The following is a 24863-nucleotide window of genomic DNA, read 5'->3' on the forward strand; positions in this document are numbered from 1 at the left end:
AGGGAGCATCGGATATATGCAAGCAATGTTTGATCGTCTTCAACGGTGGTCGTGGTTACGCGGCCTTCTTATGATTCTGATCGGAGCATGGATTTTAATTGAACCGCACCAAGTCTATCGGAGTTTTCTATGGATCGTGGCTGCGGTGTTGATTGTTGCGGCCATTCCCAAGCTGGTCGACGGCTTCTCGGCTAAAAAGCGCTCCGGAACTTATAGCACATCGCTTTTTACAGGCATCGTCTATCTGTTAGTAGCCCTGCTATTACCGGCGATTGTCATGCCACTGATGAGCATGGGGCCGTTTATCATCGGCATCGTGTTGATCGTTTATGGCATCAATAAAATTATGAGCGCCCGTCATCAGCAGCAATATGTGAATGTCGCACCGTGGCCAACCATCGTCTATGGGATTGCCCTCATCATTATCGGGGCGATCATGGTGATTAACCCATTCAGAACCGTGATGATGGTCTTCTCGTTATTCGGCGGATTGCTGGTCGTGATGGGGATTCTGCAGTTGTTTGGTAGTAAGCAAAAATAAAACCTATGTGTAGAAAAGTCGCGGACCCTGCTGTCTACGGCTTTTTGTTTCATCAGCAACCAAAAACCGCACTACCTTAACCACCAGACAAATTAATTGTGTTTCACCGCCAACATCGCTAAACTCTGTGGCAGGAATGTGATAAGCGCTTACAGAGAGGGGCAATAAAATGAGCGAATTTAATTGGGAGGAAGTCGAACAGGACGAATATTCACGTTCGGCAACGCCAAGTTTTGTTAAATTGACGACGCGGAGTTATATCACGGCAATGGGGGTTGCGCCGAATCGGTTAGCCGATGAAACGTTTACCGATTTAGCAGCGGCTGTCACGGCAGTAGCCAAGCAAATCAGCGAAGGTCCTAACGTTGGCATTAAGATCCCGAATTTTAAGGCGTATCGACCTTATCCATTGCAGGCGGTTTGGTCAGGCGGTGACAAAATCAGCAGTCGGCATGTTTTCAGAATATGGCTCAAGCAGCCGTTGTTTATTGAAAAGGCGCAATTTACGGCTGCCTTGGCGCAACTTGATTTTGATCCTGCCATCGCCAAACAGCTGCATTTTGAACAATTGGCAGAAGGCTTTGAGATTCAGAGTTTCAGTGACACGCCGCTGGACGATAGCGCAGTTGCCTTGACGCGGATTCAGACGATGATTGCGGACAATCAGCTGGTGCCGAAGTACAATGATCGCCACCGTGAAGTTTACGTGGCCGGGTACTCGAAAACAGCCCCTGTACTTTTGCGAATGGCGTTAGACGAAAATTTTGGACAGATTGATGAAGAGCATGTCGTCTATAACTAATCGATAATTGTGGTATTAAACGGTTAAGGTGGCCAAACTAAAATCGGTGCAGGAAACTGTCTGGGTTTCCTGCACCGATTTTGTTTTGCAGTTCTGTGCGTTGTTTAGTTTTGCGGGTAAACGATCTGATTAGCCCAATGATTGATCGGGCCGTATTGGTGACCAACGGCAATGGGATGGCCGATCGCCTGGTTCGTAAAGCGTTTGGCAATCCGAATGGCGTCTTCGATCGTGTTACCCTTACCGATTTCAGCGGTAATGACGGCTGACAGTGTATCGCCGGTGCCATTGACCCGATCGGTATTGTGGTAAGGTTCGCTCAGCCAGAAGGTTTTGCCGCTTTCCAGCAACACGAAGTCACGAACTTCTTTTTGCTCAGGATTATCGTGTGCGCCTTTTAGAACGACATTCTTAGCTCCGGAATCTTGCAGTTGATGCGCGGCCGCCTCGATGTTGGCGTCCGTATCAAGCTTCATGCCGGTCAGGTGCTCGGCTTCGTAGTGATTCGGCGTCACAACAGTTGCCAGCGGGATGAGATCATTTTTGACGGCGTCGTACGCGTCTTGTTCCAGTAACATGGCACCGTGTTTGGTGATAATGACTGGGTCAACTACCAACGCGCCAAAATCATATTGCTGCCAGTTCTTGATAATGTCCTGTACCAAAGCGCGATCAGCCAACATCCCGGTTTTGGCCGCGCGAATCTTCAGATCAGCGGCCAACGACTTGAATTGGGCATCGATGAACGGCAATGGCATCACCATGCTGTCCTGAATGCCATAGGAGTTGCCGGCAACAGCAGCGGTCAAAACGGTGGCACCATACACACCGCGCATAAAGAAACTATGCAAATCGGCTTGAACGCCGGCACTGCCGTCGCTATCCGTACCGCCAATCGTCATTACTTGCGGAAATTCATTAGCCATGGAAAAACCTCCCAACAAATTGTGAGCGTGAGCTGGCCCGCTTAGAAGTCGGAGTGTAAGTAACCGAAATATCCTCACACGTAGAATTCATCACCAGCGAACACGTTAAGCTGCCTGATCTGTGATGATTAACCTTAATTAAACGCCCGTTTCTGCGGCAATACGGCTTTGAGCCATTCACCAATAAACGGATATTGCCGGTTTAATTCAATTACCTGAGTTTCCGGATCCGGATACTTCAGATAAACCATATTATTATCAGGATCAATCAGAACTGTAAAGAGTTTTTGATTGGGCAGCGGTAATTCGTAGACACCTTTTTGTTTGCCTTGCCGCATTAAAATCGCATTGTTTGACGCAATGACAAATAGTTCGTCTAAAGCAGGAGAGTTATTGCCGGCAGCAACCCGCACGACTAATTTGAGATGGTGATTGACCAGTTCTTCCGGAATTGTCGTCGATGCCCATTCGAAGCGATCACTTTTCACATCTTCCGAACCCAGATCTTTCCAGTCGTGGCCGTCTTCATCCAGAATCTGATAATCGAGCACTTTGCTTTCAAGATCTAAGGTGACATTAATGCTAAAGGCGCCTGCTTTGACAACCGTCTTTTTGGCAACTAATGGCTTGAGGTTGTCAAAACGGGTCTTAAAGTGTAGCCCGTTGACAGGTTGTAAGACTGTTTCATCAATTGATGAGAACTGGTAGCCACCTTGGTTAAGCGCCTTGGTCAACGCAGAAAGTGCCTTGACTTCATCGTCATCGTACGGCAACGCATGGCTGTCGCTGGCGGTTATCTGCAATAAGGTTGGCAGATTGACCGCTTTGAGCGTCGCATCGGCGCTTAAAGGATTCACGATCGTCAACAAGGTGTTATTGTCGTTTTCGGTTGCCTGAATGAGCGTGATTTCGCTGTGCTGTGAATCGGTCGTTGTATCTTTGAACCACAACGTTTGCAAAAAGTTGGCCGGAATTGACGCCATGTTTTGCAACGTCTGATAGAGCTTATCGCGCATGAGGCCGGTGTAGCTGGCTAATAATGCCGTCAAAGCGTCGTCATTGGCGCCCCATAGTGGGGAATCAGCCAGACGGTCGGTTTCGGTTTGATAAGCGGTACTAATTTGTTGCCGTAATTGGGAAACAGATAGGGGCTTGGCAATTAAGGCAGCCAGATGTGTGTCATTCAGATTAAGCATTCGTGCGGCCTCCTTCAAGCTTTAATGACTGCATGAAATCGTCCTTTAAATTGGCAAGGACATTTTCAAATTCAGCAACGGAACTGTAAGTATTCATGACGGCCTGATATTCATAGCGCGTGATGGCTGCAGAAACTTCCAGTTCGCGTTTGCGCTTGTCAAAGGTGTCATCAGCAGCCAGCTTTTCTTTGTCAAAGCGGGCTTTGAGTTGTGAAGCGTCTGCGGCTGAAGTTCGGGATGTCGGTGCAGGATCATCGTCGTCGTTTGGATCGATGAAGTTCTTCAGCAACCCCCGGAATCCGCTACCGCCTTGGGCAGGTTGGTCGCGTTCCGGCGCAGCCTCGGCTTCGAGATTATCGATTTGCGTGTGCAGCGAATCAACATCGCGGTACACTTCCTTGCGCATCGCATCCAGTTGTCGATCTAAATAATGATCAGGATCAGCGGAAAAGGCTTCTAATTGCGGCAGAATTTTACGCTGCTCATCGGTCGACTGGGTGATGGCGCGTAAAATAACGTTGATATGACCGAAGTCACGACGGTGGTACCAGTTACCAAAATAGACGGTTCCTTGGTCGTTGACCTCAAAAAAAGGGATGTGCTGACGTAAAAAATCAATGAACCCGATTTGCAAAAAGTCGTGCAACTCGGCTTGGGCGCTTTTGTCGTAGGCTAAGATGTAACCAGGGGCTTCTTCGATGTCTAGCCGCAAGTTTTCGGCGGTTGCATCGATTCCCTGATATAAGCGATAACGTGATTTTTTATGCCAGGCATCGGTAAAATCACTGAAGAATTTTTTTTGGTAAGTTAGACTCGTTTCGATTGACATTTAATATCCTCTCACATTCTATCCGGTTATTTTAAGTGTACCGCATAAACAGGCATATAAGGAAGTTTTATTCTCATTTTTGCCACAGAGAAGGTTGAATCAGCCGCTTTCATCAAATGCATGCTAGAATGAAATCAAATCTGGTTGGTAAGCGTAAACGAAATGAGGTATGAAGATGAAAATAGCTGTTTTAGGTGCGACTGGCCGGGCTGGGAGCGCGATCGTTGCCGAGGCGCAGCGGCGTGGTCATGAAGTGTTGGCAGTCGTTCGGGACACGCAAAAAGCGGCTAGTCGACTTGGCCAAAATGTGCCGACACTGGTGAAGGCACCACTGGAGTTGACAGAAGCTGATTTAGATAACGTTGATGCCGTTGTGGATGCGCTGAGTGTACCGTGGGGATCCGGTCGCGGGTATTTGCATTTGGACTTTGCGACCCACCTGATTAGTTTGTTACGGAATACGGACACTTTAGCGGTTTTCATTCTGGGGAGTGCGAGTCTGTCGATGCCGGGCGCGGATCATCCCATGATTCTTGATTTTCCTGAAAGTGCTGCAAGCCAGCCGTGGTATGACGGTGCTAAGTATCAGTATTATGAATATCGGTTCTTGCAGATGACCGATAATGTTAACTGGATCGGGATTTCAGCGAGCGAGGCGTTTCCGACGGGGCCGGCCACGAGTTATGTTGCCGGTAAGGATACCTTGTTGGTTGGCGAAGATGGACAGAGCCACATTACCACTGGAAATATGGCATTGGCGATTCTTGATCAGCTGGAACGGCCGACTGCGCTGCAGGATCGGATTACGGTGCGTGATGCGGATGCGTGATGGTGTGGTTGGTTGTTTGAGTGAGTAAAACAAAACACGATCCTTGGTTCGATGGTTGGCGGTGTGGTGTGGCTGGTCATCGGGCGGGGGTCGTGTTTTTTGGTTTGTAAGTATGTAGGTGGACTGTTGTGTTCTGTAAGGCAGTTGATGGCGTGGGGGCTGCTTGTAAGGACTTCGAATGGTTGAAGCCGCGTTAACGGGGGAATGCTTTCTATTATAGGCAAGTATGTAGTCAGAGTTTCGTGTTCTATAACGCGCTCACCAGCCCAGAAACCTGCACATAAGGACCTCAGACCTAAATGGCCAAAGACCAGCCATTTAGGTCTGAGGCCACTTATGCTCCGGTTTCTAACCGGGCTGGTTCGCGCTCAACAAAAAAAGACCCCACGCATTGGGGGTGCGCGGGGTTCCCGTGTCAGTGCCATTGGGGGTGGTACTGACTTATTTTTACTTTGGAGGAGTAAAAATGAAAAAAGTTGGGTTGGGGTAGTAGTAAGAAGGGGGTAAACTTCCTTGCTACGGTTAAAAGAATAATCCGTAAATGTGAACTTTTTATGACGATCTGACACAAAATTTTAGAACACGTGTTTTTTCGCTGGTTTTTTGGCAACCACCAGCGTTTATTTGGGAATAAGCGGCAGATTGTCACTTTCCGTCAAAAATAGTCAATTAATTCGATAAGCCTTGGCAAACGTGACATTTCGCTGGTCTTTTTCCCAAAAATGAGGCCATTAACGGGAAATTTTGGGCGAAAAACGTTAAGATTTAAGGAAGACAAAGATGCCAGTTAGAAATTTAAAAATGGGGTAATTTGATGGATCATTCAGTGTCGCCAGTTAATCTTAATAGTCTGACTACTGAAGAAAAAGTGAAATTGACTTCAGGAAAAGACTTCTGGTCTTCCGAAGCGTTTCCTGAGCACGGTATTCCTAGCATTCGGATGAGTGACGGGCCGCATGGTTTGCGTTATCAAGCTGCGGAAGCCGATCATCTGGGCATCAATGACAGTGTGCCGAGTACTAGTTTTCCAACGGCTAGTGCCAGCGCATCGTCTTGGGATCCTGAACTCATTGCTGCAATGGGTGAGGCGATCGGACTCGAAGCACGGAGTCTGGGCGTTGATGTTGTGTTGGGGCCGGGCGTGAATATGAAGCGCAATCCTCTGTGTGGCAGAAATTTTGAATATTTTAGCGAGGATCCGTTTTTGGCCGGGAAACTTGGTTCGGCTTGGATTCAAGGCATTCAAAAGCAGGGGGTTGCGGCTTGCCTGAAACACTTTGCGGCGAATAATCAGGAAAATGGCCGGTTGTCGTCTAATTCGATCATTGATCCGGTTGCGCTGCACGAAATCTATCTGGAAGCCTTTCGCATTGCGGTTACTGAAGGGCATCCGGAATCGGTTATGTGTTCTTACAATAAAGTAAATGGTCGCTATGCCAGTGATAATCATTATTTGATGACGCAGGTTCTGCGCAACCAGTTCGGCTTTGACGGCGCGGTCATTACGGATTGGGGGGCACTTAACGATAAGGTCGCTTCGCTGAATGCCGGTACGGATTTAGAAATGCCCGGGGATCAGCACCTTTTTGACAAAGAGGCGTTGAAGGCTTTTCAGACCGGCGAGTTGCGGCCTGCCAGTCTGGACCGCGCCGCTGCCAATATTGCCAAAATGGCGCGTAAACAGCGACCTAAGTTCACTGGCTCCCGTGAGGACTTGCTACATCAGCATGCCCAATTAGCGCAAAAAATTGCGGAAAGTGCCATCGTGCTGTTGAAAAACGATGACGGAATTTTGCCTTTAGCTGCTAATGAGCAAGTAGCCGTGGTCGGCGAGTTGGCCAAAGAGACCCGCTTCCAAGGTGCCGGTTCATCGCATATTAAGGCGGCGGAACAGGTGCCGATTTTGACTGGACTCAAGCAAGCTGGCATCGCTTATGATTACGCGGCGGGCTATCGACTGGACGATCAAGTCGATGAGGAAGCAATCGCTCAGGCACTGGAACTGGCCCGCACCCACGACAAGGTCATTTTTGTTGCCGGATTGCCAGATAACTATGAGTCTGAAGGTTTTGATCGCCAAAATATGGCCTTGCCGAAAGTTCAAAATGATTTGCTGCAGGCGATTGCTGCAATTAATCCGCATGTCGTCGTTCTGTTGGTCGCCGGCGCACCGGTTGAGCTGCCATGGTTGGATCAGGTACAGGCGGTTTTGGATTTGTATTTAGGCGGTGAACAGATCGGAGCAGCTGCCGGTCGGGTCTTGACCGGACAAGTAAATCCAAGCGGTAAGTTGGCCGAAACTTATCCGGTTCGTTATGCGGATATACCATCTGCGGAGCTTTACGATCACCGTACGCGTTCCGTACCCTATGTCGAAAGCACGTATATTGGCTACCGTTACTTCGACAAAGCGCAGGTGCCGGTGGCGTTTCCGTTTGGTTTTGGCTTAAGCTATACCTCTTTTGTCATTAAAAATGCGCGCCTCACTGACGATCACGTCACCGATGACCAGCCAGTTACGGTGCAGGTGGAGCTGACGAATACCGGCAGTCGCGATGGTGCAGAAGTGGTTCAGGCCTACGTTCAGGAGCAGGCGGCACGTCCATTGCGCCCAATCAGAGAACTGAAAGCCTTCAAAAAGGTGTTAGTCAAAGCTGGGGAAACGATGACGGTTACGTTAGCAATTCCGGCACAGGCGTTCAAAGAGTGGCATGAACAAACCCAGACATGGGAACTGCCTGATGCCGCAAAAGCCGTGGCCATCGGGACAAGTTCTGCGGATATAGTCAGTGTCTTGCCGGTTCAAGTTCACGGACAGGCCTTTACGAATTTTGAAAATGTCCCTGATTGGTATACCACACCGTCTGGCAAGCCGACCGTTCATGATTTTGAACAACTCACCGGTCAAAAGGTACCGCCGCATCATGAGTTTGTTCCTGGTGAGTTCACGCGTCTGAATACGCCGCGGGAAATGCAGAAATATTCGTGGCTGCTGCGCTTGGTCGCACGGACGGTCATTAAAATGCGTACCAAGGATTACATTGACAAAGACGGTCCAGAGGCCAAGTTCCAGCAGGCGATCGTGTTGGACACACCGCTTATTCGGTTGGCCCAACAAGCAAGTGGCGCACTTAGACTAAGTATGGTAGATCGATTGGTAGCGGCCGCCAATCATCAGTACCTTAAAATGATTTTTAGATAACAAACGTATTGTAAAAAGATTAAAAATTTCTCTTGACGAATGTATCTTCCATTCGGTATTCTTAATCCCATACAAAACCGAAGGAAGTGTTGACCGTGATGAATCATCGGCAAACACAACTGAATACCTTTTTTGGCAGCTTTTTTGGATAGCGGTTTGCAGTCAGATGCAAACCGCGCAAGCAACGGTTTGCATCCATAAGGCTGTCACATTAAATGTGTCAACAACGCCGCATGGATGAACAATAATCCATGCGGCTTTTCTATACCGAAAACACGGGCCAGTCGCATGGAAAAATGTGACTGGCCCGCTTTTTATTAGGCGAATGTGTTTATGGGGAGGGCAAGTCAAGGCCAAACTTCCGCGTGTACCCAGTCATCTGCTAAAAAAGGTCTTCACGGTTTTGTCACAGGGTAAATACGCAACGTCACTTCAAGGAGGACTATCATGAAAAAACATCTTTTACTCGCATTGGCTGGCATGGCGCTAATTGGCTTAACGTTAACGGGTTGTGGCAAGCAATCGAAAGCTGCCAGCAAAGAAACTGTTAAAGTCGGTATTTTGCAATTAATGGATCAGACCGCGTTGACCGAGGCACGCAAAGGGTTTGAGGCGGAACTCGCCAAGGCCGGCTACAAAGGAAAGCGCATCAAGATCGATTATGTGAACGCCCAAGGCGATCAGGCGAATCTCAAAACCATGAGCGATCGGCTGGCGCGCGGGAAGAATGACGTGAATCTCGCCATTGCCACGCCGGCCGCCCAAGCGTTGCAAAAAGCCGACAAGAAGACACCGCTGCTTTTCACCGCGATCACGGATCCAAAGTCAGCCGGATTGGTGACGAACCTGACGAAGCCGGACAAAAATGCCACTGGCGTTACCGATTTAGTTGCCATTAGCGACCAGATTGACTTACTGCACAAAACATTTCCGCAAGCCAAAACGATTGGGCTGATGTACAACGCCGGCGAGCCCAACTCGGTCTATCAGATCAAGCAAGCTAAAGTACATCTCAAAAAGCTGGGCCTGCGTTACCAGATCAAGACAGCCGCTACGACTAACGATGTTCAACAGGCAGCCGAAAGCCTAGCCAAAGATGTCGATGCACTGTATTTACCGGCAGATAATGTAATGGCTGCGGCGATGCCGACCATCGGTAAAGTTGCCAAGGAGAAACAAATCCCAGTCGTGCCAGCGGCGTCCACGATGGTCAAAGACGGTGGCACGATTACCAAAGGCATTGATTATCGCGATCTTGGTAAACAAACCGCCAAAATGGCAATCAAACTGCTGAAAGGCACTCCGGTCAAAAAACTCGCCGTCGAAAAACCGGCCAATGTTAAAACCGTGAAAAATGACGCCATGTTAAAAGCGGTGAAACAAAAAGTTAACTTGCCAAAATAACCGGTATAACAACCTTCTTTGACATTTTAAACCGAGCAAAACCTGAGATGGTCAAAATAATCGTGAAAATATGTGTTGACAAGATGAAATTATGAGGATACTCTTAGAAACAAGCCAGAAGGAACAAACTTCTGGGCACAAGGAGTGTTGATCATGAGACAAAGCAAAACAACACAACTTAATCACGCGTACTATTACGGCTATTTCGGATAATGGTTTGTATCTCATGGATACAAGCCAATCAGGTTTGTATCCATGATGGCCGTGAGTATTTCACTTGCAATTAACTGCCACATGGACGAATTCATCCATGTGGCTTTTTCTTTCCCGGGAAAAAAGTAAGAGGCACGCCACACGGATGAGTAAATCCGGTGGCGGGTCTCTTTTTAGAGCAGAGCGTGAATTGGCGCGGTTAGAAGTCAGAGTGTAAGTGGCCTTGGGCGTGATGGCCCGGGCTTAGGCCATTGGGACCAAGGTTCTTACACGCAGTCTTCTGCGTCAGTGAACGCGTTTCAAACTAGTGTCGGCGGCTTTGCAGTGTTTTCTACATGTACTGCAAACCAGAGCCCGATGCTGTCCTACTCACAACCGTGCGCGGGGACCTTAAGCACCCGCCCAAACCAGCACGTCAATTCACCAAACATCTCAGGAGGAAGAAAAAAATGAAACTCAAACGAATCGCTGCCGTCGCAGCAACCGCACTAGCCATCATGACGTTAGTTGGCTGTGGCAAGTCAACCAAAGCCGCGGCTGACAAGAGTCAGGTAAAGGTCGGTATTTTACAGCTCATTGATCAGCAGGCTTTAACTGCGGCCCGCAAAGGCTTCACAGACGAACTTGCAAAAGCCGGCTACAAAGGCAATAAGATCAAGCTGGATTACGTCAATGCCCAAGGCGATCAATCAAATCTTCAAACCATGAGCCAGCGCCTCGCCCGCGACAAGAATGATCTTAACTTGGCCATTGCGACTCCCGCTGCTCAAGCTTTGCAGAAGGCGGATACCAAAACGCCAATGTTGTTTACGGCGATCACTGATCCTAAGTCAGCCGGATTAGTCGCTAATCCCGAGAAACCGAATAAAAATGCCACCGGTGTCACCGATAAAGTCGATGTGGCGGGCCAGATCAAGTTTATTCATAAGGTCTTTCCGAAGGCCAAAAAGATTGGCTTGCTGTTCAACGCCGCAGAACAAAATTCGCAAGTTCAAGTTAAGTTAGCCAAAGCCGCAATTAAGAAGCTGGGGCTGACGGCCGTCGAAAAAACGGCAGCGACAACCAATGACGTTGAACAAAGTGCATCGGCATTGATGAAACAAAGTGATGTCATCTACATTCCAACCGACAACACGATGGCAGCTTCCATGGCGACGATTGGTAAAGTCAGCACCAAAGAAAAAGTTCCTGTGGTTCCGGCAGACGCGACCATGGTTAAGCTAGCCGGAGTTGCCACTGTGGGCATCAACTACGAAGATCTTGGCAAGCAAACCGGCAAACTAGCCGTGCAGTTGCTGAAGGGTAAGAAGGTTAAAGATCTGCCAGTCGAAGAGCCATCCAAGACGCGATTGGTGATCAATCCGGAACGGATGCGGCAATTCGGGCTGACAAAAGCCATGTTAGAAGAAGCAGAATAAATAAACGATTTAAAAAACGAGGGGATTCGTTATGGACATTGTGACATCGAGTATTGCCCAAGGATTATTATGGTCGGTTATGGCAATCGGCGTGTATCTGACTTTTCGTATTTTAGACATTGCCGATATGACAGCAGAAGGGAGCTTTCCTTTAGGGGCAGCGATTACCGCCCATGCCATTGTATCGGGAACGGGGCCGATTGTGGCAACGCTGATGGGATTTGTAGGTGGCGCTGCAGCTGGGGCAGTTTCCGGATTTTTGACCACCAAGCTGCATATTCCGGATTTGTTAACCGGTATCTTGACGATGACGGGCTTATATTCGGTGAACCTGTTCATTATGGGCAAGGCGAATATCAGCTTAATTGGCACCGTCAAAACAGTTTTCAATTTGACTGACAGCGGTGATGCGACGACAATCGGCATCATGGTTGGCGCCATTGTGGTAGCAATGGTCATCGGCATCTTGGTGTTCTTTTTCCATACTGAAATGGGGTTGGCGGCGGCCGCGGTTGGTAACAATCAGGATATGGCAGCGGCGAACGGGATTAACAATGACGCCATGAAGATCATCATTTATATGCTAAGCAACGGGCTCATTGCCTTGTCGGGCAGTCTCATGGCGCAAACCAATGGCTATGCCGACTTATCGATGGGGATTGGCACGATTGTCATCGCCCTTGCTGCCATTATCATTTCGGAGATTCTGGTTCGCGGCGTACCGTTGTGGGCGCGATTGTTGATGATCATCGTTGGCGCCGTGATTTACCGGTTGATTATTGCGGTGGTATTGGACATGGGCGTGGATCCGAACTACCTGCGTTTCTTCTACGCACTCATGTTGACGGTCTTCCTGTCCTTGCCATTACTGAAGAAGAAACTTTTCCAGCTAAAAGTGCGGCATGGCAATCGGCATCCGGTCAAGCAACGCCAAGCGGTAACAACCAAGACGGCAGATACCATGGCAGTTTCGCCGATGGAACAGCAAAAGGAGGCTCGTTAAAATGGCAGTTCTCGAAGTACACGGTTTGCATCAATATTTTGAACAAGGAACCGTCAATGAAAATCACGCATTGAAGGGTATTGACTTGAGCCTGGAACGCGGCGAGTTTGTGGCGATCATCGGGGGTAACGGCGCGGGCAAATCCACGTTGCTTAACAGTATTGCCGGCACGTTGCCGGTTAATCAGGGACAGATTCTCATTGACGGCAAAGACGTGACCTACCAAAACGTTGCCAAGCGTGCTAAATTAATTGCCCGGGTTTTCCAGGATCCCCGATCAGGCACGGCTTCGTTATTGACGATTGAACAAAATCTGGCTTTGGCCGAAAAACGCGGTGACTGGCGCAATTTTTGGGCGAGTGGCGTGAAGCGGCGCGATCGCCAACACTTCCAAGAGAAACTTGCGACACTGGGATTAGGCTTGGAGAAACGATTAGGTGCGGAGATGGGTTTACTTTCCGGCGGCCAACGTCAGGCGGTCACATTGTTGATGGCGACGTTAAAGAAGCCGGCGCTGTTGTTGCTAGATGAACACACGGCGGCGCTTGACCCGCAGACCAGTGCAACCGTCATGGCGCTAACCGATCAGATGGTGAGAGCACAGAAGATCACCACGTTGATGATCACCCATAACATGGCGAGTGCCTTGAAATATGGCGACCGGCTGATCATGCTGGACCATGGCGAAATTGCTGTGGATGTCCGCGGTGAGGAAAAGCAAAATCTGACGGTTGAAGACTTGTTGACGCTGTTCAAAGAACGCAGCGGGCAGGAGTTTGCTGATGATGCGGTTTTATTAAGTTAATGGTTTGGATGTGAACCAGCTAGTTAGTGAGTGAGTGCTAAAAAGTGGCTTAATTGAAAAGACACCTGAATTCCCAACACGTCTATCGTTGGGAGTCCAGGTGCTTTTTAATTTTGACAGATAGCTGACTTTGCTCCTCTAAATATTCTCAAGCCATACTAACAACCGTTCTGACTGGATGGTGCGTAAAGTGGTTGTTTAACGCTTGCGGCAGGTCGGCTAGGCTGATTTTTTGGAAAGGAACCGGTTTTAATTTTGCCAGTGCCGTCCATGCTTTTTGCCGTTGGGCTGTTGGTGCGCTTACGGAATCCACGCCTAGCAGGCTTATGTTACGTAAGATAAACGGGAAAACCGTCAGCGGCAAGGAAGTACCGGCCGCGTTGCCGCATAACGCGACCGCACCATTATAGCGCATGCTTGGCAGTAAACTGGAAGTGAAGCTGCCGCCGAGTGGATCAATGGCGTAATCAAACTGTTGGCGGCTCAGGGCTTTGCCTTTGGGTAATTCATCTAGCGCCAAGGTTCCGGTGGCACCGAGATCGCGAACTTGGGACTGCTGATCAGGGGTGCGCACAACCGCAATTCGATTTGAAAATCCGGCATTTTCTAACAGTTGTAGGGCAATGCTGCCGACGCCACCTGTCACGCCGCCGACTAAGATCTTGGGATTTTGTTCTGGCGTCATGCCAGCTTGCATCAACGCATTGACGCATAATGCTGCCGTTAACCCTGCTGTCCCGAATGCCATGGCCGTTTCTAGCGTCATGTTCGGCGGTAGTGGCATGGCCCATGTTGCGGGGATGCGGGCATATTGGGCATAACCGCCGCCTTGACTGACGCCTAAACCATGACCGGTTGCCAGAATTTGATCGCCTTTTTTAAACTGCGGATCCTGACTAGCTACAACTGTTCCGCTCAAATCAATGCCGAGAACTTGCGGATATTGGCGGATGATTTGGTTGTGCGGCTGGTAAGCCAAGGCATCTTTATAATTAATGTCTGAATAAGCGACGCGGATTAAAAGTTCGCCCGCGGACAGATCATCTGTGGTGATCGTTTGTAGTGTCGCTTTTTGGCCGTCGTGAATGAATGCTTGAAAGAACTGCATCGAGCTACCTGCTATATAAAACGTGGAAGAATGTCTCTTTGGCACCAATAAAGGTTTTATATATTTCCTTTCTTGATTGACAATCCTACATTTCATTTAGTCCCGTCAACAACGGTATTCCCACTCTGAAATAATTCAGCATGACAGTGACCGTCTCCTGAACTTTAAGGATATAGCCTACCCCGTAACCTTTGATTTTGCATAAGCTATCAGATTCTCCACCGCATTTTCGTCTCGCCGCAACTTCACCCCACACTGGTAACAATGATAGTCATCGTGACCCGTACGATGTTTCAAGTTGCCGCTTAGCGTAACCCGTTCATCAGCAGTCTTCACATAACCGCAGCGGGAACAGCGTTGCGTACTGGGGTAATACTGATCTGCCAGCACCAACGTGTTACCATACCAGTCAGCCTTGTACTGCATGATCACTTTGAACTTACCAAACAGTGATCGATGCAGATTCTTGGCGAGATGTTTATTCATGCGCATATGGCGATTATCTAAGTCCTCAATCCCAATTAGGTCATAATCAGTGATAAGCTTCGTCGTAAACTTTTGCAGCAAATCCGTTTGAATCCGTTCAACTCGTTGGTATTGGCGTTTCAACTTGGTTCTCGTTGTGCGATAAGCCTTGGAGTTAAAATGCTTGGGACTTACTTTTCGCTTACGGGCTAATTGACGCTGATAATGAGCAATGCGGGCGTAAAGTAATGGCAAACGCTCAGGTAAGGTGGGTTGAGTCGCATAGCCAGTTGCCGTTTGATAGTCAAACTTACCGATGTTGGCATCAACCCCAGTGGCCGTTAGAACCGGCCGCTTTTCAACAAAAGTCTGAACCTCAATTGAAAAGGAGGCATAGTAACCATCAGCGTCTTGAACGATGCAAACTTGTTTCAATTCGCCTTGCCAACGCGGTTGCTCGGCTAATTTGATGTCGTACCACGTACCAGCACTATGAGGTTTATCTAAACGTAACTTGCCATTCACAAGTTGCGCCCGATCCGTTTTGAACGTTTTGCGAGATCTTTTCTTAGATTTCCAGTTGGGTTTATCGTGATCTGGCATCTTCGGATTGAAGTAGTTTTTCCAAGCCTTACCTAGATCGTTTACCGCAAACTTTAAAACTTGAGCCGATCGTTCGTACTGCCAATCGGCTTTATTCCAAACCAGTTCGTCCCGTACTTTGCGTTCATTTGGTCGTAGCGCTTTGTCCACCATCACCAGAGATGCGTCATACATGCTGTTCCAAGTTTCAAGGGCCTGGTTCCAGCAAAACCGGCGATAGTTGAACAATCGTTCCAGTTCACGCCGCATGGTTGCGTTGGGATAGAGTTTAATCTTATGCGTTTTAATCAAAAGTTGTCACCTCCTCTCAATTAGCTGGTTAAATGCCACTTGAGAGGAAGCTTGAAGTAGACGTTCAAACCAAGGCTAGTTAGCGGAACTTTGGTAAGAACCATCATACAGTACCGATTCAGGCTCTTGTCAATACATTTCGCAGATTAGTTTGGTTTGAACACACGGACAGCTTCCACTTAATTATTCTGTCCATGTTGTACCGCTTAATTCCATATTATTCGTCATATTTGAGTGCTGTTAACCTCCCCCTCGTAATAAGAATCACATCTATGCTCAATTATTAACTAAATCATAGCAGTTTCATTCGTAATAACCAAACGCTCGTTATTCGTTGTCGCTAACCAGATTCGGTTGGTGCCAGGCCGCCAGTTCGTGCCGATGCTGCCAACGTTTGTAGCTTTCGACAATCACCATCGGCAACCAGACGGCGACAAACACAATGAGCCACTGACCAAGTGTCAGAGGAGCTAGCTGGAAGATTTGTTGAAACGGTTGAAGGATTGCTAGCAGCAGAATGATCGCCATGGTCCCCAATAGGCTGACGGTTAAAATCGGATTACTGGTTAAGGCAGTGCGGTTGAGCCGCGCCCGGGTTTTGATCGGGAAGACATCAAGAATCGAACCAATCGCCAGAGTCAAGAAGAGCATGGTCATGCCGACAACCGGTTGATCAGGGCTGACGACGAAGCGTCCGATCGCGTAGATACCAAGGATCAGTCCCACATAAGTCGCTGTGCGCACAGCAACGCGCTTACTGAGGCCATTGGCGAAGATGCTGGCTTTTTTAGGAATCGGCTTGAGGTGCATGATGCCGGGTTCAGCCAGTTCGCGGCTCAGGAAGAATCCCGGAATCCCATCGGCCAGCACGTTGACAATCAACAGCTGTTCCGGTGTCATCACGGCGCCCCAGCCGATTAAAACGGCAATTAACATGGTGAAAATCTGGGCGAAATTGACGGAAATCAGAAATTCAACGGCTTTGAGAATATTTTGGTAAACTGTTCGTCCTTGCGCCACCGCGTCGATAATCGTAGCAAAGTTGTCATCAGTCAAAATCATGTCAGCCGAATTTTTCGCTACGTCGGTTCCGGTGATGCCCATCGCGATGCCGACATCTGCAGCTTTCAGCGCTGGTGCATCGTTAACCCCGTCACCAGTCATGGCGACAACGGCTTGTTGTTGCTGCCAAGCCTTCACAATGCGAATTTTGTCACTCGGCGTTGTCCGTGCAAAGACGCGAATCTGCTGAATAGTGGCGGCTAAGGTTTCATCGCTCATTTGGTTTAACTCGTGACCGGTAATCGCGCGATGACTGCCATCGAGAATCCCGATGTCGCGGGCAATGGCGGTGGCAGTGCCAAGGTGGTCACCCGTAATCATCACGGTGACGATTCCGGCATCTTTTGCTGCTTGAATCGCAGCCGGTACTTCTGGGCGCGGCGGATCGATCAGTCCAATGAGCCCCAGTGGCTGAACCTCTGTAAGTTGATTCTCCCAATCAGCTCCGGGATCGGCTGTGAATTCTTGGTGGCCGGCAGCCAAAACGCGCAACGCCTGGCCTGTCATCTGATCATGGACAGAAGCGGCTTCAGTTTGCCAGTTTGGTGCAGAAAAGGCAATCCGATCCACGGCACCTTTAATAATAGCAAGATAGTGGCCATCCGGAGTGCGGTGTAACGTTGCCATGGTCTTTTTAGCTGATGAAAAAGGGGCCTCAGCGATGCGTGGGTAACGGGTTTCAAGATCGTCGCGGCTTAAGCCATAGTGGGCAAGCAACCGCATAATGGCCAGCTCGGTGGCGTCACCGATGTCTGGTTCGTCCTGATCGGTTAACTTGGCGTTGGTGGCGAGTCCTAAATAGGATAGAAAACGGCGCGTGTCAGTCGTTAGCGGTTCGGCCGTCGCCTTTTGAATATTAAACTGCCCGAATGACCAAAAATGCGTCACGGTCATCTTATTTTGCGTTAAAGTACCGGTTTTGTCCGAGGCGATGACGTTGACATTGCCGATGGTTTCGACTGCAGTAACTTGACGAATGATCGCGCGGCGTTTGGCCATTTTCTGAACACCGTGTGCCAGACTCAAGGTGACAATGACCGGCAATGTTTCCGGAACTGCGGCGATGGCTAAGCTGACACCAAGCATCAGACTGTCTGCCAGAGTTTCCTGATGATACAGCATGGCTAATAACATGGTTAACGCGCCGCCTAAAACTGCAACTAATGATAGCCGTTTGCCAAGTGCGTCGAGCCGTTTAGCGAGTGGAGTGACCTGCTTTTTGGTTTGGTTTAATAGCGAGGCAATTTTTCCCAGTTCGGTATTCATGCCCGTCGCCGTGACGATCGCGGTTGCTTTTCCGCTGGTAATTGCGGTGCCGGAAAAAATGCAGTTGGCCGCATCGCCGAGATTTTCAGGAACTTCAGCTAATGGGGCGGCTGATTTGTCAACAGATTCGCTTTCGCCGGTTAAAACGGCTTCGTCTGCTTCAAGTTCCTGACTTTCAATCAGCCTGGCATCTGCAGCAACGGCATCGCCGGCCTTGAGCAGCATTAAGTCACCTGGAACTAAATCCGCCGCTTGAATGGTTTGCGTTTTATCATCGCGAATCACGGTAACAGTGTGAACAGTCATGGCTTTTAGCGCAGCCAATGCTTTTTCGGCGCTGTGTTCCTGATATAAGGCAATGACAACGTTTAAGATCACAATACTGCCAATGACAATCGTCTTGGTCCAGTTACTGTCCGTCGTCAATGCGAGATAAGCGGATAGGCCGACAGCAAAGAGCAAGATCAATGACGTGATATCGCTGAGGTGATGGGCGATTTGCCGAAACAAGCTAGGCTTTTTGGCAGCGGTCAATTGATTGGAACCATTTTGTTGCCGGTGTTTGGCAACTGCATCAGTTGTCAGACCGGTTGTGAGGTTAGTGTCAAATTCAGCGGCCAAATCGCTCGGCGTCAGAAGTGTCAAGGCTTTGGTCGTTGTTGGCATACACTCAGTCCTTTCTGGTTTGGGTGGATCATGTCAATACTTACTTATAATAACCGTAACATGACAAAGTGTCGTCTGTAAAATTTTGAATCGGCGCAGCGAGTCAAAATACAACGATTGTAACTTCCACGTTGTTACTAGCCGCCTGCCAATTTGCGCTCACCATAATGCGTTCGCCAGCCCAGAAACCTACGTGTAAGGACCTCGGTCGCAATGGCCTAAGCCCGGGCCATCACGCCCGAGGCCACTTACACTCCGGTTTCTAACCGGGCTGGTTCACGCTCACAAAAACAGGACTGCCGAGTGATGACCAGCAGTCCTGTTTTATCGATTGGTTAATAGAATTTTCTTTAATTTTGCAACGCGTGATAACGATAATGCGGCTGTTGCGCTGCTTGGGTTTTGAAGCCATAGGTGTCGGCAACGATGTAAAGCGGTCGATGGCGACTTTCGGCAAACATTCTGCCGATGTAATTGCCAAGTAGTCCGATCGTGAAGGTCACGCCGGCGCCGACAAAGAAGGTGGCACTAATGACCCAAGTCAATAAACTGAGGCGCCCGAGGAGAAGGTTGACGAAGGTGGTGGCAACGGCTATTAAGAGGAAGAAGCCACTTAACCAGTTGGCAATCGTCAAAGGGACAGTCGAGAAGCTGGTAATGCCGTTCATGGCAAGGTGCAGCATTTTCCGCAATGGATAGTGGGTTTTACCAGCGGTGCGTTCTTGCCGATCGTATTCTACAGCGACTTGTTTATAGCCGACCCATGAGACCATGCCGCGAACATAAGGATCTTGTTCGTTCATTTGTTTTAAAACGTTGACAACGCGACGGTCCATGAGTCGAAAGTCGCCGGTGTCAACCGGAATATCGATACTCGTGACGGCTTTCAGCACCCGATAAAACGTCTCGGCGGTCAGCTTTTTAAACCAGGTTTCACCGCTTCGTTTGCGGCGCTTACCGTAAACAACATCAAAGCCTTCCCGCCAGCGCGCCAGCATTTCGGGAATCACGCGCGGCGGATCCTGCAAGTCAGCATCCATGACGACAACCGCGTCACCGCTGGCATAACGAATGCCGGCCGTAATTGCCAGTTGATGGCCGAAGTTGCGTGAAAAATCTACCAGCCGAATCGTCGGGTTTTTGGCCACAGCAGCTCTTATCTGATCGGCACTATCGTCGGTCGAGCCGTCGTTGACAAAAATGAGCTCATATCGTTCCGTTCTTGCACGGACGTAATTAGCCAATTCCTTGATCGTCTCACCGATACCGGCGCTTTCGTTATAGACTGGCAAAACGATTGAGATGAAGGGATCCTTTTCTTGTCGCATAGCGCATCTTCTCCTTTCAAAATGATAATGGGTTACTTGACCATGCTGGCGTCAAGCTCATACAGGGTGCCGCCACCCATGCCACCGCCCATCCCCATACCACCTGGGGACTTGGTGCTTGAGCTGCTTTGACTACTGTATTTGTTTGAAGAAACCTTTTTACCGACTTTGGTGACCCAGGATTCAATCTTGGAATTACCTGAGCGACCTGAGGACAGGTAATATTTCATGTCGCCTTTTTTAACGAGGGCTTTGAATTGTTTGAGGGTAATGGCAGGGTCGGTACCATTAAATCCGCCGATCGCCATGACTGCTTTGCCGGACTTAATGATGTAAGGCGCGGCCGTGCTAGCGTTGCTGGTAGCAAACAGGTATTTGGCGCTGCCTTGATGTTTTTCAACATACTTCAGCAATCCGCTGTCAACACTGCCGCTGCCAATACCGCCGCTGTTACCGCCGGAGGTCAGAAGTGAAGGACCGGCAGACGGAATCGCAGCTGATGAACCGGCAAGCGTCGGCGTAAGTGACCAGAAGCCTGGCGCTACCAAAATAGCGGCAATGGCAACACCCAGGGCTGATTTGCGCCAACTTCTGGTGCGGCCGATGAAAAGAAGCGCTAAGCCGATTAGACCTGCACCAACCACGAGCCATGTCTGCCACTGATAGTACAAGCTGACATACCAAGCCTGGAGTGCCGTTGTTGTCACGATGGCAAGTGGCAATAACCAACTTTGCCAATGCTTGAAGCCCAGCTTGAATTGCTTAAACATTGTGACAATCCCGATGCCGAACAAAGCAGCAATCGGCGGTGCGAGCATAATCATGTAGTAAGGGTGGAAGAAGCTGGCAATTGAGAAGAAACCGGCGACTGGTACGAGCCAACCCATCCAGAAAAGTAAATGATTTTGCTGAGAGGTTGTTTGATACCATTTACGCTTGCGATCAAGATAATAGGCAAATGCACTGATGAAGCCGATTAAAGCAGCTGGGACTAACCAACTGATTTGCGGGCCAAGGTCGGATTGGAGCAAGCGTAACGGGCCAGCAGTACCAATGGCAAAGGCACCGCCGCCACCGCCACCACCTTTGCGGCCGCCCGGAGCACCGCCGCCTGTACCAGGTCCGCCTTTAAAGTTACCTTTTTTGAAGTTGGCAGGCATTTTCCCGCCGGTAGCTTTTTTGGTTTTGACAGTTGCCTGCTGCTTTTTAGTCCCAGTTGGTGGTGTTCCGCCTTGGGTGTTGCCGGTACCTGGTTGACCGGACGTGCCTTTAGTTGACTTGCCACCTGGTGGATTGCCGGTCTTACCGGTTGCGCCAGTTGGTGGTGTTCCGGACTTTCCTTTGGTTCCGGTAGGCGCAGTCCCGGTTTTACCTTTAGTGCCAGTTGGTGGGGTGCCACCGGTCTTGGACTTGGAATTATTCCCCATGCCTGGGAAAGCTGCGCCAGTACCGGTTGTTTGACCTAGTAAGCGTTCAGTACCGTTATAGCCAAAAGCCAATTCCATTTCCGAGTTCGTTTCAGAACTGCCGACATAGGGTCGCTGAGTCGCAGCAGTCGAATCAACCTGCATTGGCCAGGCTAATGTAGTAACCGCCATGGCGACAGCCGCAATGCCTAGTGTGGTAAGGCGGCGCCAAAGTTTCTGGTTCGAGGCGAGCCAGTAGAAAAGCAATAAGGCCGGCAAAATCATAAAGGCCTGAAGCATTTTAATATTGAACGAGACGCCAATTAAGGCAAAACTGACAACCACCAACCATGGCTTGCGGGTGCTAATGGCCTTCATGAGGCACCAGCTAGCAAGCAGTAGGAAGAATTGTAGGGTGGCGTCCATATTGTTTGTCCGCGAATCCGCAACCACAATCGGCGTCAAAGTGAGTGCCAGTGCGGCTAGTCGCGCTGCCCAGGCATTAAAGCGTGGCTTGATCATGTTGTAGATTAAGGCAACGCTGCCGATGCCAAACAAAATGGATGGTAGGACAACTGACCAGCCATGAACGCCGAAAATCTTGGCGGAGATGGCCATAAACCACAGTGCGACCGGTGGTTTATCAACTGTAATAAAGCCAGCGGGATCAAAAGCCCCGTACCAGAAATTGTGCCAACTTTGAACCATACTGGTAATGGCGGCGGTGTAATAATCATTGGCATTGCCTGCTTCCCATATGTTCCACGCGTAAAGAAACGCTGCGAGAATTAAAATGCCAATGAGCCACCAATCAACCGTCCATTGTCTAATTTTTTTCATGTGCCGTAACTCCCTTTTCTCGGAATACCCAGAACTTACTTAAAAGGAAGTTCGTCGGGACAGTAACCATAAGCGAAAACATCGGTGCTAAAGGCTTAGGTAAACCCAAAGCATCATTCCAGAAGCTGGTCAGCACCAGACTTAAAATAAATGTGAGGCCATAAGAGAAATAGTATCGCGGCGCTACACTTTTAAGTTGGCGATGATCTTTGACTTTGAAAACCCAGGTATCATTGAGGAAAAGTCCCAAGATGGACGTTAACCCATAACCGACACCCATTGCAGCGGTCGGATTGATCAATTGGTATAATGTCAGATAGATCAGATAAGTCAAAATGGTGTTGATCCCTCCGACGAGACCGAAGCTAATGAATTGTTTCAGCTTTAGGCGCATCGTATCGCTCCCTTCCTGATGAATGGGATTAGTATGCGATGTGCAGCATAAATTAACCTTAAAGGTGGTCGGATTTTTTCTTAAGAAGGTTTTATGGTTGGTGTGTTAGGCTGAAATAGTGGCTGAAGTGATTGAAGTATCATGCGGCTACTGGCGCAGATTTCTAACCGCGCCAGTTCACGCTCACGCTCAGATTAGTTGGGAGTATAGAAATGACGGTTAAACCAAAAATTCTTGTCATAGAAGACGATCCGGATTTGAATGAAAGCATTGTTGACTTCATTCAGGACTTTGCCGAACCTGAAGCCGCGTTAACCGGGGCGGATGGTTTGTATCAGGCGGAGGAAGGCGTGTTTGATGCGATTATTCTGGATATCATGCTGCCGGAATTGAATGGCTTCGACTTGCTCAAGCAGTTGCGCGCCAAGCAGGTGAAAACGCCAGTGCTTATTTTGACGGCCAAGGATGCGCTTGCTGATAAGTTGCGCGGGTTTGAATTAGGCGGGGATGATTACCTCACCAAACCGTTTCACCGCGAAGAACTCATTATGCGACTCAAGGCGTTATTGAAACGCACTGGACACTTTTTTGATGATGATGGCTTAACTGCTGGGCCATATGAAGTGTATTTAAATCGCCATGAAGTGCTGATCAATGGGCAACCCGTTTCGTTAAATGGTAAGGAATTCGACTTGCTCGTGTATTTGCTGCAGAATCAAAAAACCATTATCACGAAAGATCAGATTTTTGATCGACTTTGGGGCTTTGACTCCGAAACCGCTGTGAGTGTGGTTGAAGTTTATATGTCGAACTTACGCAAAAAGTTAAAACCGCTGAAAGTTGACGGCTGGATTAAAACCATTCGCAATGTTGGCTATATTTTTCAAGAACCGGAGGGCCGTGAATGAATGCAGATAAAGGAATTAAGCGGCAGCAGCGGCGCTTATTTGTCGGTCAGCTACTGAGTTTCGCCGGACTTTTCCTGGTGCTGGGATTTATCGTCTTTTTTCTGTATGAACGCTCGGTTTATCAAGACATTGACCATACGTTAGAGCAGCAAAAGACCATGATCATCAAACCAGCGACAGGGATGACGACCCCCAACGCCCCACGGCAGCCAGGAGGAAGTCGGCCGATTTTGTTTCGGATGAATATGGTGGTCTTCAATAAAAAAGGCAAAATTATTAATCAAGCCATGCTGGGCGAACGCTTTTATGCGTATTTCAAGAAACTGAAATTGGATCGGCAGGCGCTTAACAAACTACAGACTTTAGCGACCTCGACTGGCACATTTCGAACATTGTTGGTTAAAGTGCCGCAGACAGCTGCGGATCCGCAGTATGCCGGTCATTATGTACTGATTTTGCAAAATACCGATGCTCAGGAGGCAGCCATTCGCTCATTCCGGCAGGTTTTGATTGTGACGATTATTTTATTCTGGGCGTTGGCATTGGGGTTATCTTATTGGTTATCGACGCGGGCAATGCGGCCGATTGTGCGGTCGTGGCAACGGCAACAGGATTTTGTTGCGGATGCCGCCCACGAATTGCGGGCACCGCTGGCCGTGATTCAAAGCAAACAGGAATCTCTGCTGACAAAACCGCAAGCGACAATTATCGATGAAAGCGAAGCGATTGCGACTTCGTTAGGCGAGACCAAGCGTTTGCGGCAATTGACCGATGATTTGTTGACGATCGCCAAGGCTGACAGCAATACCATCGAAATCGAGTTGACAGACTTGCGTTTCGATCAGGCCTTAGCGCCACAGCTGGCGTCTTATCATGACATTGCCAAAAGCCAGGATAAGTCCTTCACGACCAAGCTGTCAGCAGACGGCCATGCCTGGTTTGATGCCGCCCGAATCAAGCAATTGCTGGTGATTCTGCTAGACAATGCCTTCAAATACACGCAGGCAGGTGATTCAATCTGGGTTGAAGTCACGCAAACGCCGCGGGACTGGCAACTGATTGTCGGCAATTCAGGGCCGAATATTGCCGATGCCGACAAATCCCGAATTTTCGAACGTTTTTATCGCGAAGACGCTTCGCGCAGCCGGCAAACTGGCGGCAGTGGCTTGGGATTGGCCATCGCCCGGTGGATTGTGACGATTCATCATGGTCACATTGAAGTCAAAGACGTCCATCCCCACGGTGTCTTATTTGTTGTGACGCTACCTAATAAACCGCGTGGGGCTTAGTTGTCAAATGATGGCAAACGAAAAGCAGTCGTTCCGAAGCTTGAAATAGCTTTTGGAACGGCTGCTTTT

19 protein-coding genes are annotated in these 24863 nt (G+C 49.1%); 10 read left to right on the plus strand and 9 right to left on the minus strand.

The genetic code is table 11. The features are described 5' to 3' along the window. Positions 1–16: 16 nt before the first annotated feature. Together LHUE1_RS08820 and LHUE1_RS08825 are read left to right on the plus strand one after the other, a co-directional pair. Positions 17–541: a DUF308 domain-containing protein gene (locus tag LHUE1_RS08820; protein ID WP_049171539.1), complete on the plus strand. Its 525-nt coding sequence runs from the start codon at positions 17–19 to the stop codon at positions 539–541. Positions 542–710: 169 nt separating this feature from the next. Further along, complete coding sequence (locus tag LHUE1_RS08825) at positions 711–1343, plus strand: hypothetical protein (protein WP_049171542.1); 633 nt, start codon at positions 711–713, stop codon at positions 1341–1343. Between the two features lie 104 nt (positions 1344–1447). On the opposite strand, the gene thiD is transcribed toward LHUE1_RS08825, so the two are convergent. From thiD to LHUE1_RS08840, 3 genes are all read right to left on the minus strand, one after another. Then, positions 1448–2269 (minus strand): bifunctional hydroxymethylpyrimidine kinase/phosphomethylpyrimidine kinase, encoded by an 822-nt coding sequence (gene thiD, locus LHUE1_RS08830; RefSeq protein WP_047107306.1) that lies wholly within the window; start codon positions 2267–2269, stop codon positions 1448–1450. A 134-nt stretch (positions 2270–2403) separates the two neighbouring features. Continuing rightward, positions 2404–3465, minus strand: a complete 1062-nt coding sequence (locus LHUE1_RS08835; RefSeq protein ID WP_025013224.1) for a hypothetical protein — start codon at positions 3463–3465, stop codon at positions 2404–2406. Then, the gene (locus LHUE1_RS08840; protein WP_010493547.1) at positions 3458–4294 is read right to left on the minus strand and encodes a hypothetical protein; all 837 of its coding nucleotides are present in this window, start codon (positions 4292–4294) and stop codon (positions 3458–3460) included. The genes LHUE1_RS08835 and LHUE1_RS08840 overlap by 8 nt, the downstream gene beginning before the upstream one ends. Before the next feature lie 175 nt (positions 4295–4469). Here LHUE1_RS08840 and LHUE1_RS08845 point away from each other — a divergent pair, with 175 nt between their 5' ends. The 6 genes from LHUE1_RS08845 (at position 4470) to LHUE1_RS08870 (ending at position 13168) form a co-directional block, all read left to right on the plus strand. Further along, a complete protein-coding gene (locus LHUE1_RS08845) occupies positions 4470–5123 on the plus strand; it encodes an NAD(P)H-binding protein (RefSeq protein ID WP_049171545.1) in 654 nt (217 codons plus the stop codon). An 814-nt stretch (positions 5124–5937) separates the two neighbouring features. Further along, a complete protein-coding gene (locus LHUE1_RS08850) occupies positions 5938–8325 on the plus strand; it encodes a beta-glucosidase family protein (RefSeq protein ID WP_049171548.1) in 2388 nt (795 codons plus the stop codon). A 447-nt stretch (positions 8326–8772) separates the two neighbouring features. Further along, positions 8773–9729 carry an ABC transporter substrate-binding protein gene (locus LHUE1_RS08855; RefSeq protein WP_049171551.1) on the plus strand — a complete coding sequence of 319 codons (957 nt, stop codon included), beginning with the start codon at positions 8773–8775 and terminating at the stop codon, positions 9727–9729. Positions 9730–10391: 662 nt separating this feature from the next. After that, complete coding sequence (locus tag LHUE1_RS08860; protein WP_049171553.1) at positions 10392–11360, plus strand: ABC transporter substrate-binding protein; 969 nt, start codon at positions 10392–10394, stop codon at positions 11358–11360. A gap of 31 nt (positions 11361–11391) precedes the next feature. Further along, positions 11392–12363: an ABC transporter permease gene (locus LHUE1_RS08865; RefSeq protein WP_049171556.1), complete on the plus strand. Its 972-nt coding sequence runs from the start codon at positions 11392–11394 to the stop codon at positions 12361–12363. Position 12364: 1 nt separating this feature from the next. Then, the gene (locus LHUE1_RS08870; protein WP_010493560.1) at positions 12365–13168 is read left to right on the plus strand and encodes an ABC transporter ATP-binding protein; all 804 of its coding nucleotides are present in this window, start codon (positions 12365–12367) and stop codon (positions 13166–13168) included. A 148-nt stretch (positions 13169–13316) separates the two neighbouring features. Here LHUE1_RS08870 and LHUE1_RS08875 read toward each other — a convergent pair whose 3' ends face one another. The 6 genes from LHUE1_RS08875 to LHUE1_RS08900 form a co-directional block, all read right to left on the minus strand. Further along, entirely contained in the window at positions 13317–14276 is a 960-nt protein-coding gene (locus LHUE1_RS08875; protein WP_277848317.1) for an acrylyl-CoA reductase family protein, read from the minus strand. A 177-nt stretch (positions 14277–14453) separates the two neighbouring features. Further along, positions 14454–15635: an RNA-guided endonuclease InsQ/TnpB family protein gene (locus tag LHUE1_RS08880; protein WP_213291568.1), complete on the minus strand. Its 1182-nt coding sequence runs from the start codon at positions 15633–15635 to the stop codon at positions 14454–14456. A 327-nt stretch (positions 15636–15962) separates the two neighbouring features. Beyond that, positions 15963–18629 (minus strand): cation-translocating P-type ATPase, encoded by a 2667-nt coding sequence (locus tag LHUE1_RS08885; RefSeq protein ID WP_277848316.1) that lies wholly within the window; start codon positions 18627–18629, stop codon positions 15963–15965. A 350-nt stretch (positions 18630–18979) separates the two neighbouring features. Next, a complete protein-coding gene (locus LHUE1_RS08890) occupies positions 18980–19957 on the minus strand; it encodes a glycosyltransferase family 2 protein (RefSeq protein WP_213291567.1) in 978 nt (325 codons plus the stop codon). A 32-nt stretch (positions 19958–19989) separates the two neighbouring features. After that, positions 19990–22203: a glycosyltransferase family 39 protein gene (locus tag LHUE1_RS08895; protein ID WP_049172448.1), complete on the minus strand. Its 2214-nt coding sequence runs from the start codon at positions 22201–22203 to the stop codon at positions 19990–19992. Beyond that, positions 22190–22597 carry a GtrA family protein gene (locus tag LHUE1_RS08900; RefSeq protein ID WP_010493567.1) on the minus strand — a complete coding sequence of 136 codons (408 nt, stop codon included), beginning with the start codon at positions 22595–22597 and terminating at the stop codon, positions 22190–22192. Before LHUE1_RS08900 ends, LHUE1_RS08895 begins: the two co-directional genes overlap by 14 nt. A 212-nt stretch (positions 22598–22809) precedes the next feature. Here LHUE1_RS08900 and LHUE1_RS08905 point away from each other — a divergent pair, with 212 nt between their 5' ends. Beyond that, complete coding sequence (locus LHUE1_RS08905) at positions 22810–23505, plus strand: response regulator transcription factor (protein ID WP_049172450.1); 696 nt, start codon at positions 22810–22812, stop codon at positions 23503–23505. Continuing rightward, a complete protein-coding gene (locus tag LHUE1_RS08910) occupies positions 23502–24794 on the plus strand; it encodes a sensor histidine kinase (protein WP_049172452.1) in 1293 nt (430 codons plus the stop codon). The genes LHUE1_RS08905 and LHUE1_RS08910 overlap by 4 nt, the downstream gene beginning before the upstream one ends. Positions 24795–24863: the final 69 nt, after the last annotated feature.

Source organism: Lacticaseibacillus huelsenbergensis, assembly GCF_029726355.1.
Taxonomy (GTDB): Bacteria; Bacillota; Bacilli; order Lactobacillales; family Lactobacillaceae; genus Lacticaseibacillus; species Lacticaseibacillus casei.

Bases quoted from the DNA above. Each gene is read 5' to 3' on its own strand.
- LHUE1_RS08820 (WP_049171539.1), top strand. From the start codon at position 17: ATGCAAGCAATGTTTGATCGTCTTCAACGGTGGTCGTGGTTACGCGGC.
- LHUE1_RS08825 (WP_049171542.1), top strand. From the start codon at position 711: ATGAGCGAATTTAATTGGGAGGAAGTCGAACAGGACGAATATTCACGT.
- thiD (WP_047107306.1), bottom strand. From the start codon at position 2,269: ATGGCTAATGAATTTCCGCAAGTAATGACGATTGGCGGTACGGATAGC.
- LHUE1_RS08835 (WP_025013224.1), bottom strand. From the start codon at position 3,465: ATGCTTAATCTGAATGACACACATCTGGCTGCCTTAATTGCCAAGCCC.
- LHUE1_RS08840 (WP_010493547.1), bottom strand. From the start codon at position 4,294: ATGTCAATCGAAACGAGTCTAACTTACCAAAAAAAATTCTTCAGTGAT.
- LHUE1_RS08845 (WP_049171545.1), top strand. From the start codon at position 4,470: ATGAAAATAGCTGTTTTAGGTGCGACTGGCCGGGCTGGGAGCGCGATC.
- LHUE1_RS08850 (WP_049171548.1), top strand. From the start codon at position 5,938: ATGGATCATTCAGTGTCGCCAGTTAATCTTAATAGTCTGACTACTGAA.
- LHUE1_RS08855 (WP_049171551.1), top strand. From the start codon at position 8,773: ATGAAAAAACATCTTTTACTCGCATTGGCTGGCATGGCGCTAATTGGC.
- LHUE1_RS08860 (WP_049171553.1), top strand. From the start codon at position 10,392: ATGAAACTCAAACGAATCGCTGCCGTCGCAGCAACCGCACTAGCCATC.
- LHUE1_RS08865 (WP_049171556.1), top strand. From the start codon at position 11,392: ATGGACATTGTGACATCGAGTATTGCCCAAGGATTATTATGGTCGGTT.
- LHUE1_RS08870 (WP_010493560.1), top strand. From the start codon at position 12,365: ATGGCAGTTCTCGAAGTACACGGTTTGCATCAATATTTTGAACAAGGA.
- LHUE1_RS08875 (WP_277848317.1), bottom strand. From the start codon at position 14,276: ATGCAGTTCTTTCAAGCATTCATTCACGACGGCCAAAAAGCGACACTA.
- LHUE1_RS08885 (WP_277848316.1), bottom strand. From the start codon at position 18,629: ATGCCAACAACGACCAAAGCCTTGACACTTCTGACGCCGAGCGATTTG.
- LHUE1_RS08890 (WP_213291567.1), bottom strand. From the start codon at position 19,957: ATGCGACAAGAAAAGGATCCCTTCATCTCAATCGTTTTGCCAGTCTAT.
- LHUE1_RS08895 (WP_049172448.1), bottom strand. From the start codon at position 22,203: ATGAAAAAAATTAGACAATGGACGGTTGATTGGTGGCTCATTGGCATT.
- LHUE1_RS08900 (WP_010493567.1), bottom strand. From the start codon at position 22,597: ATGCGCCTAAAGCTGAAACAATTCATTAGCTTCGGTCTCGTCGGAGGG.
- LHUE1_RS08905 (WP_049172450.1), top strand. From the start codon at position 22,810: ATGACGGTTAAACCAAAAATTCTTGTCATAGAAGACGATCCGGATTTG.
- LHUE1_RS08910 (WP_049172452.1), top strand. From the start codon at position 23,502: ATGAATGCAGATAAAGGAATTAAGCGGCAGCAGCGGCGCTTATTTGTC.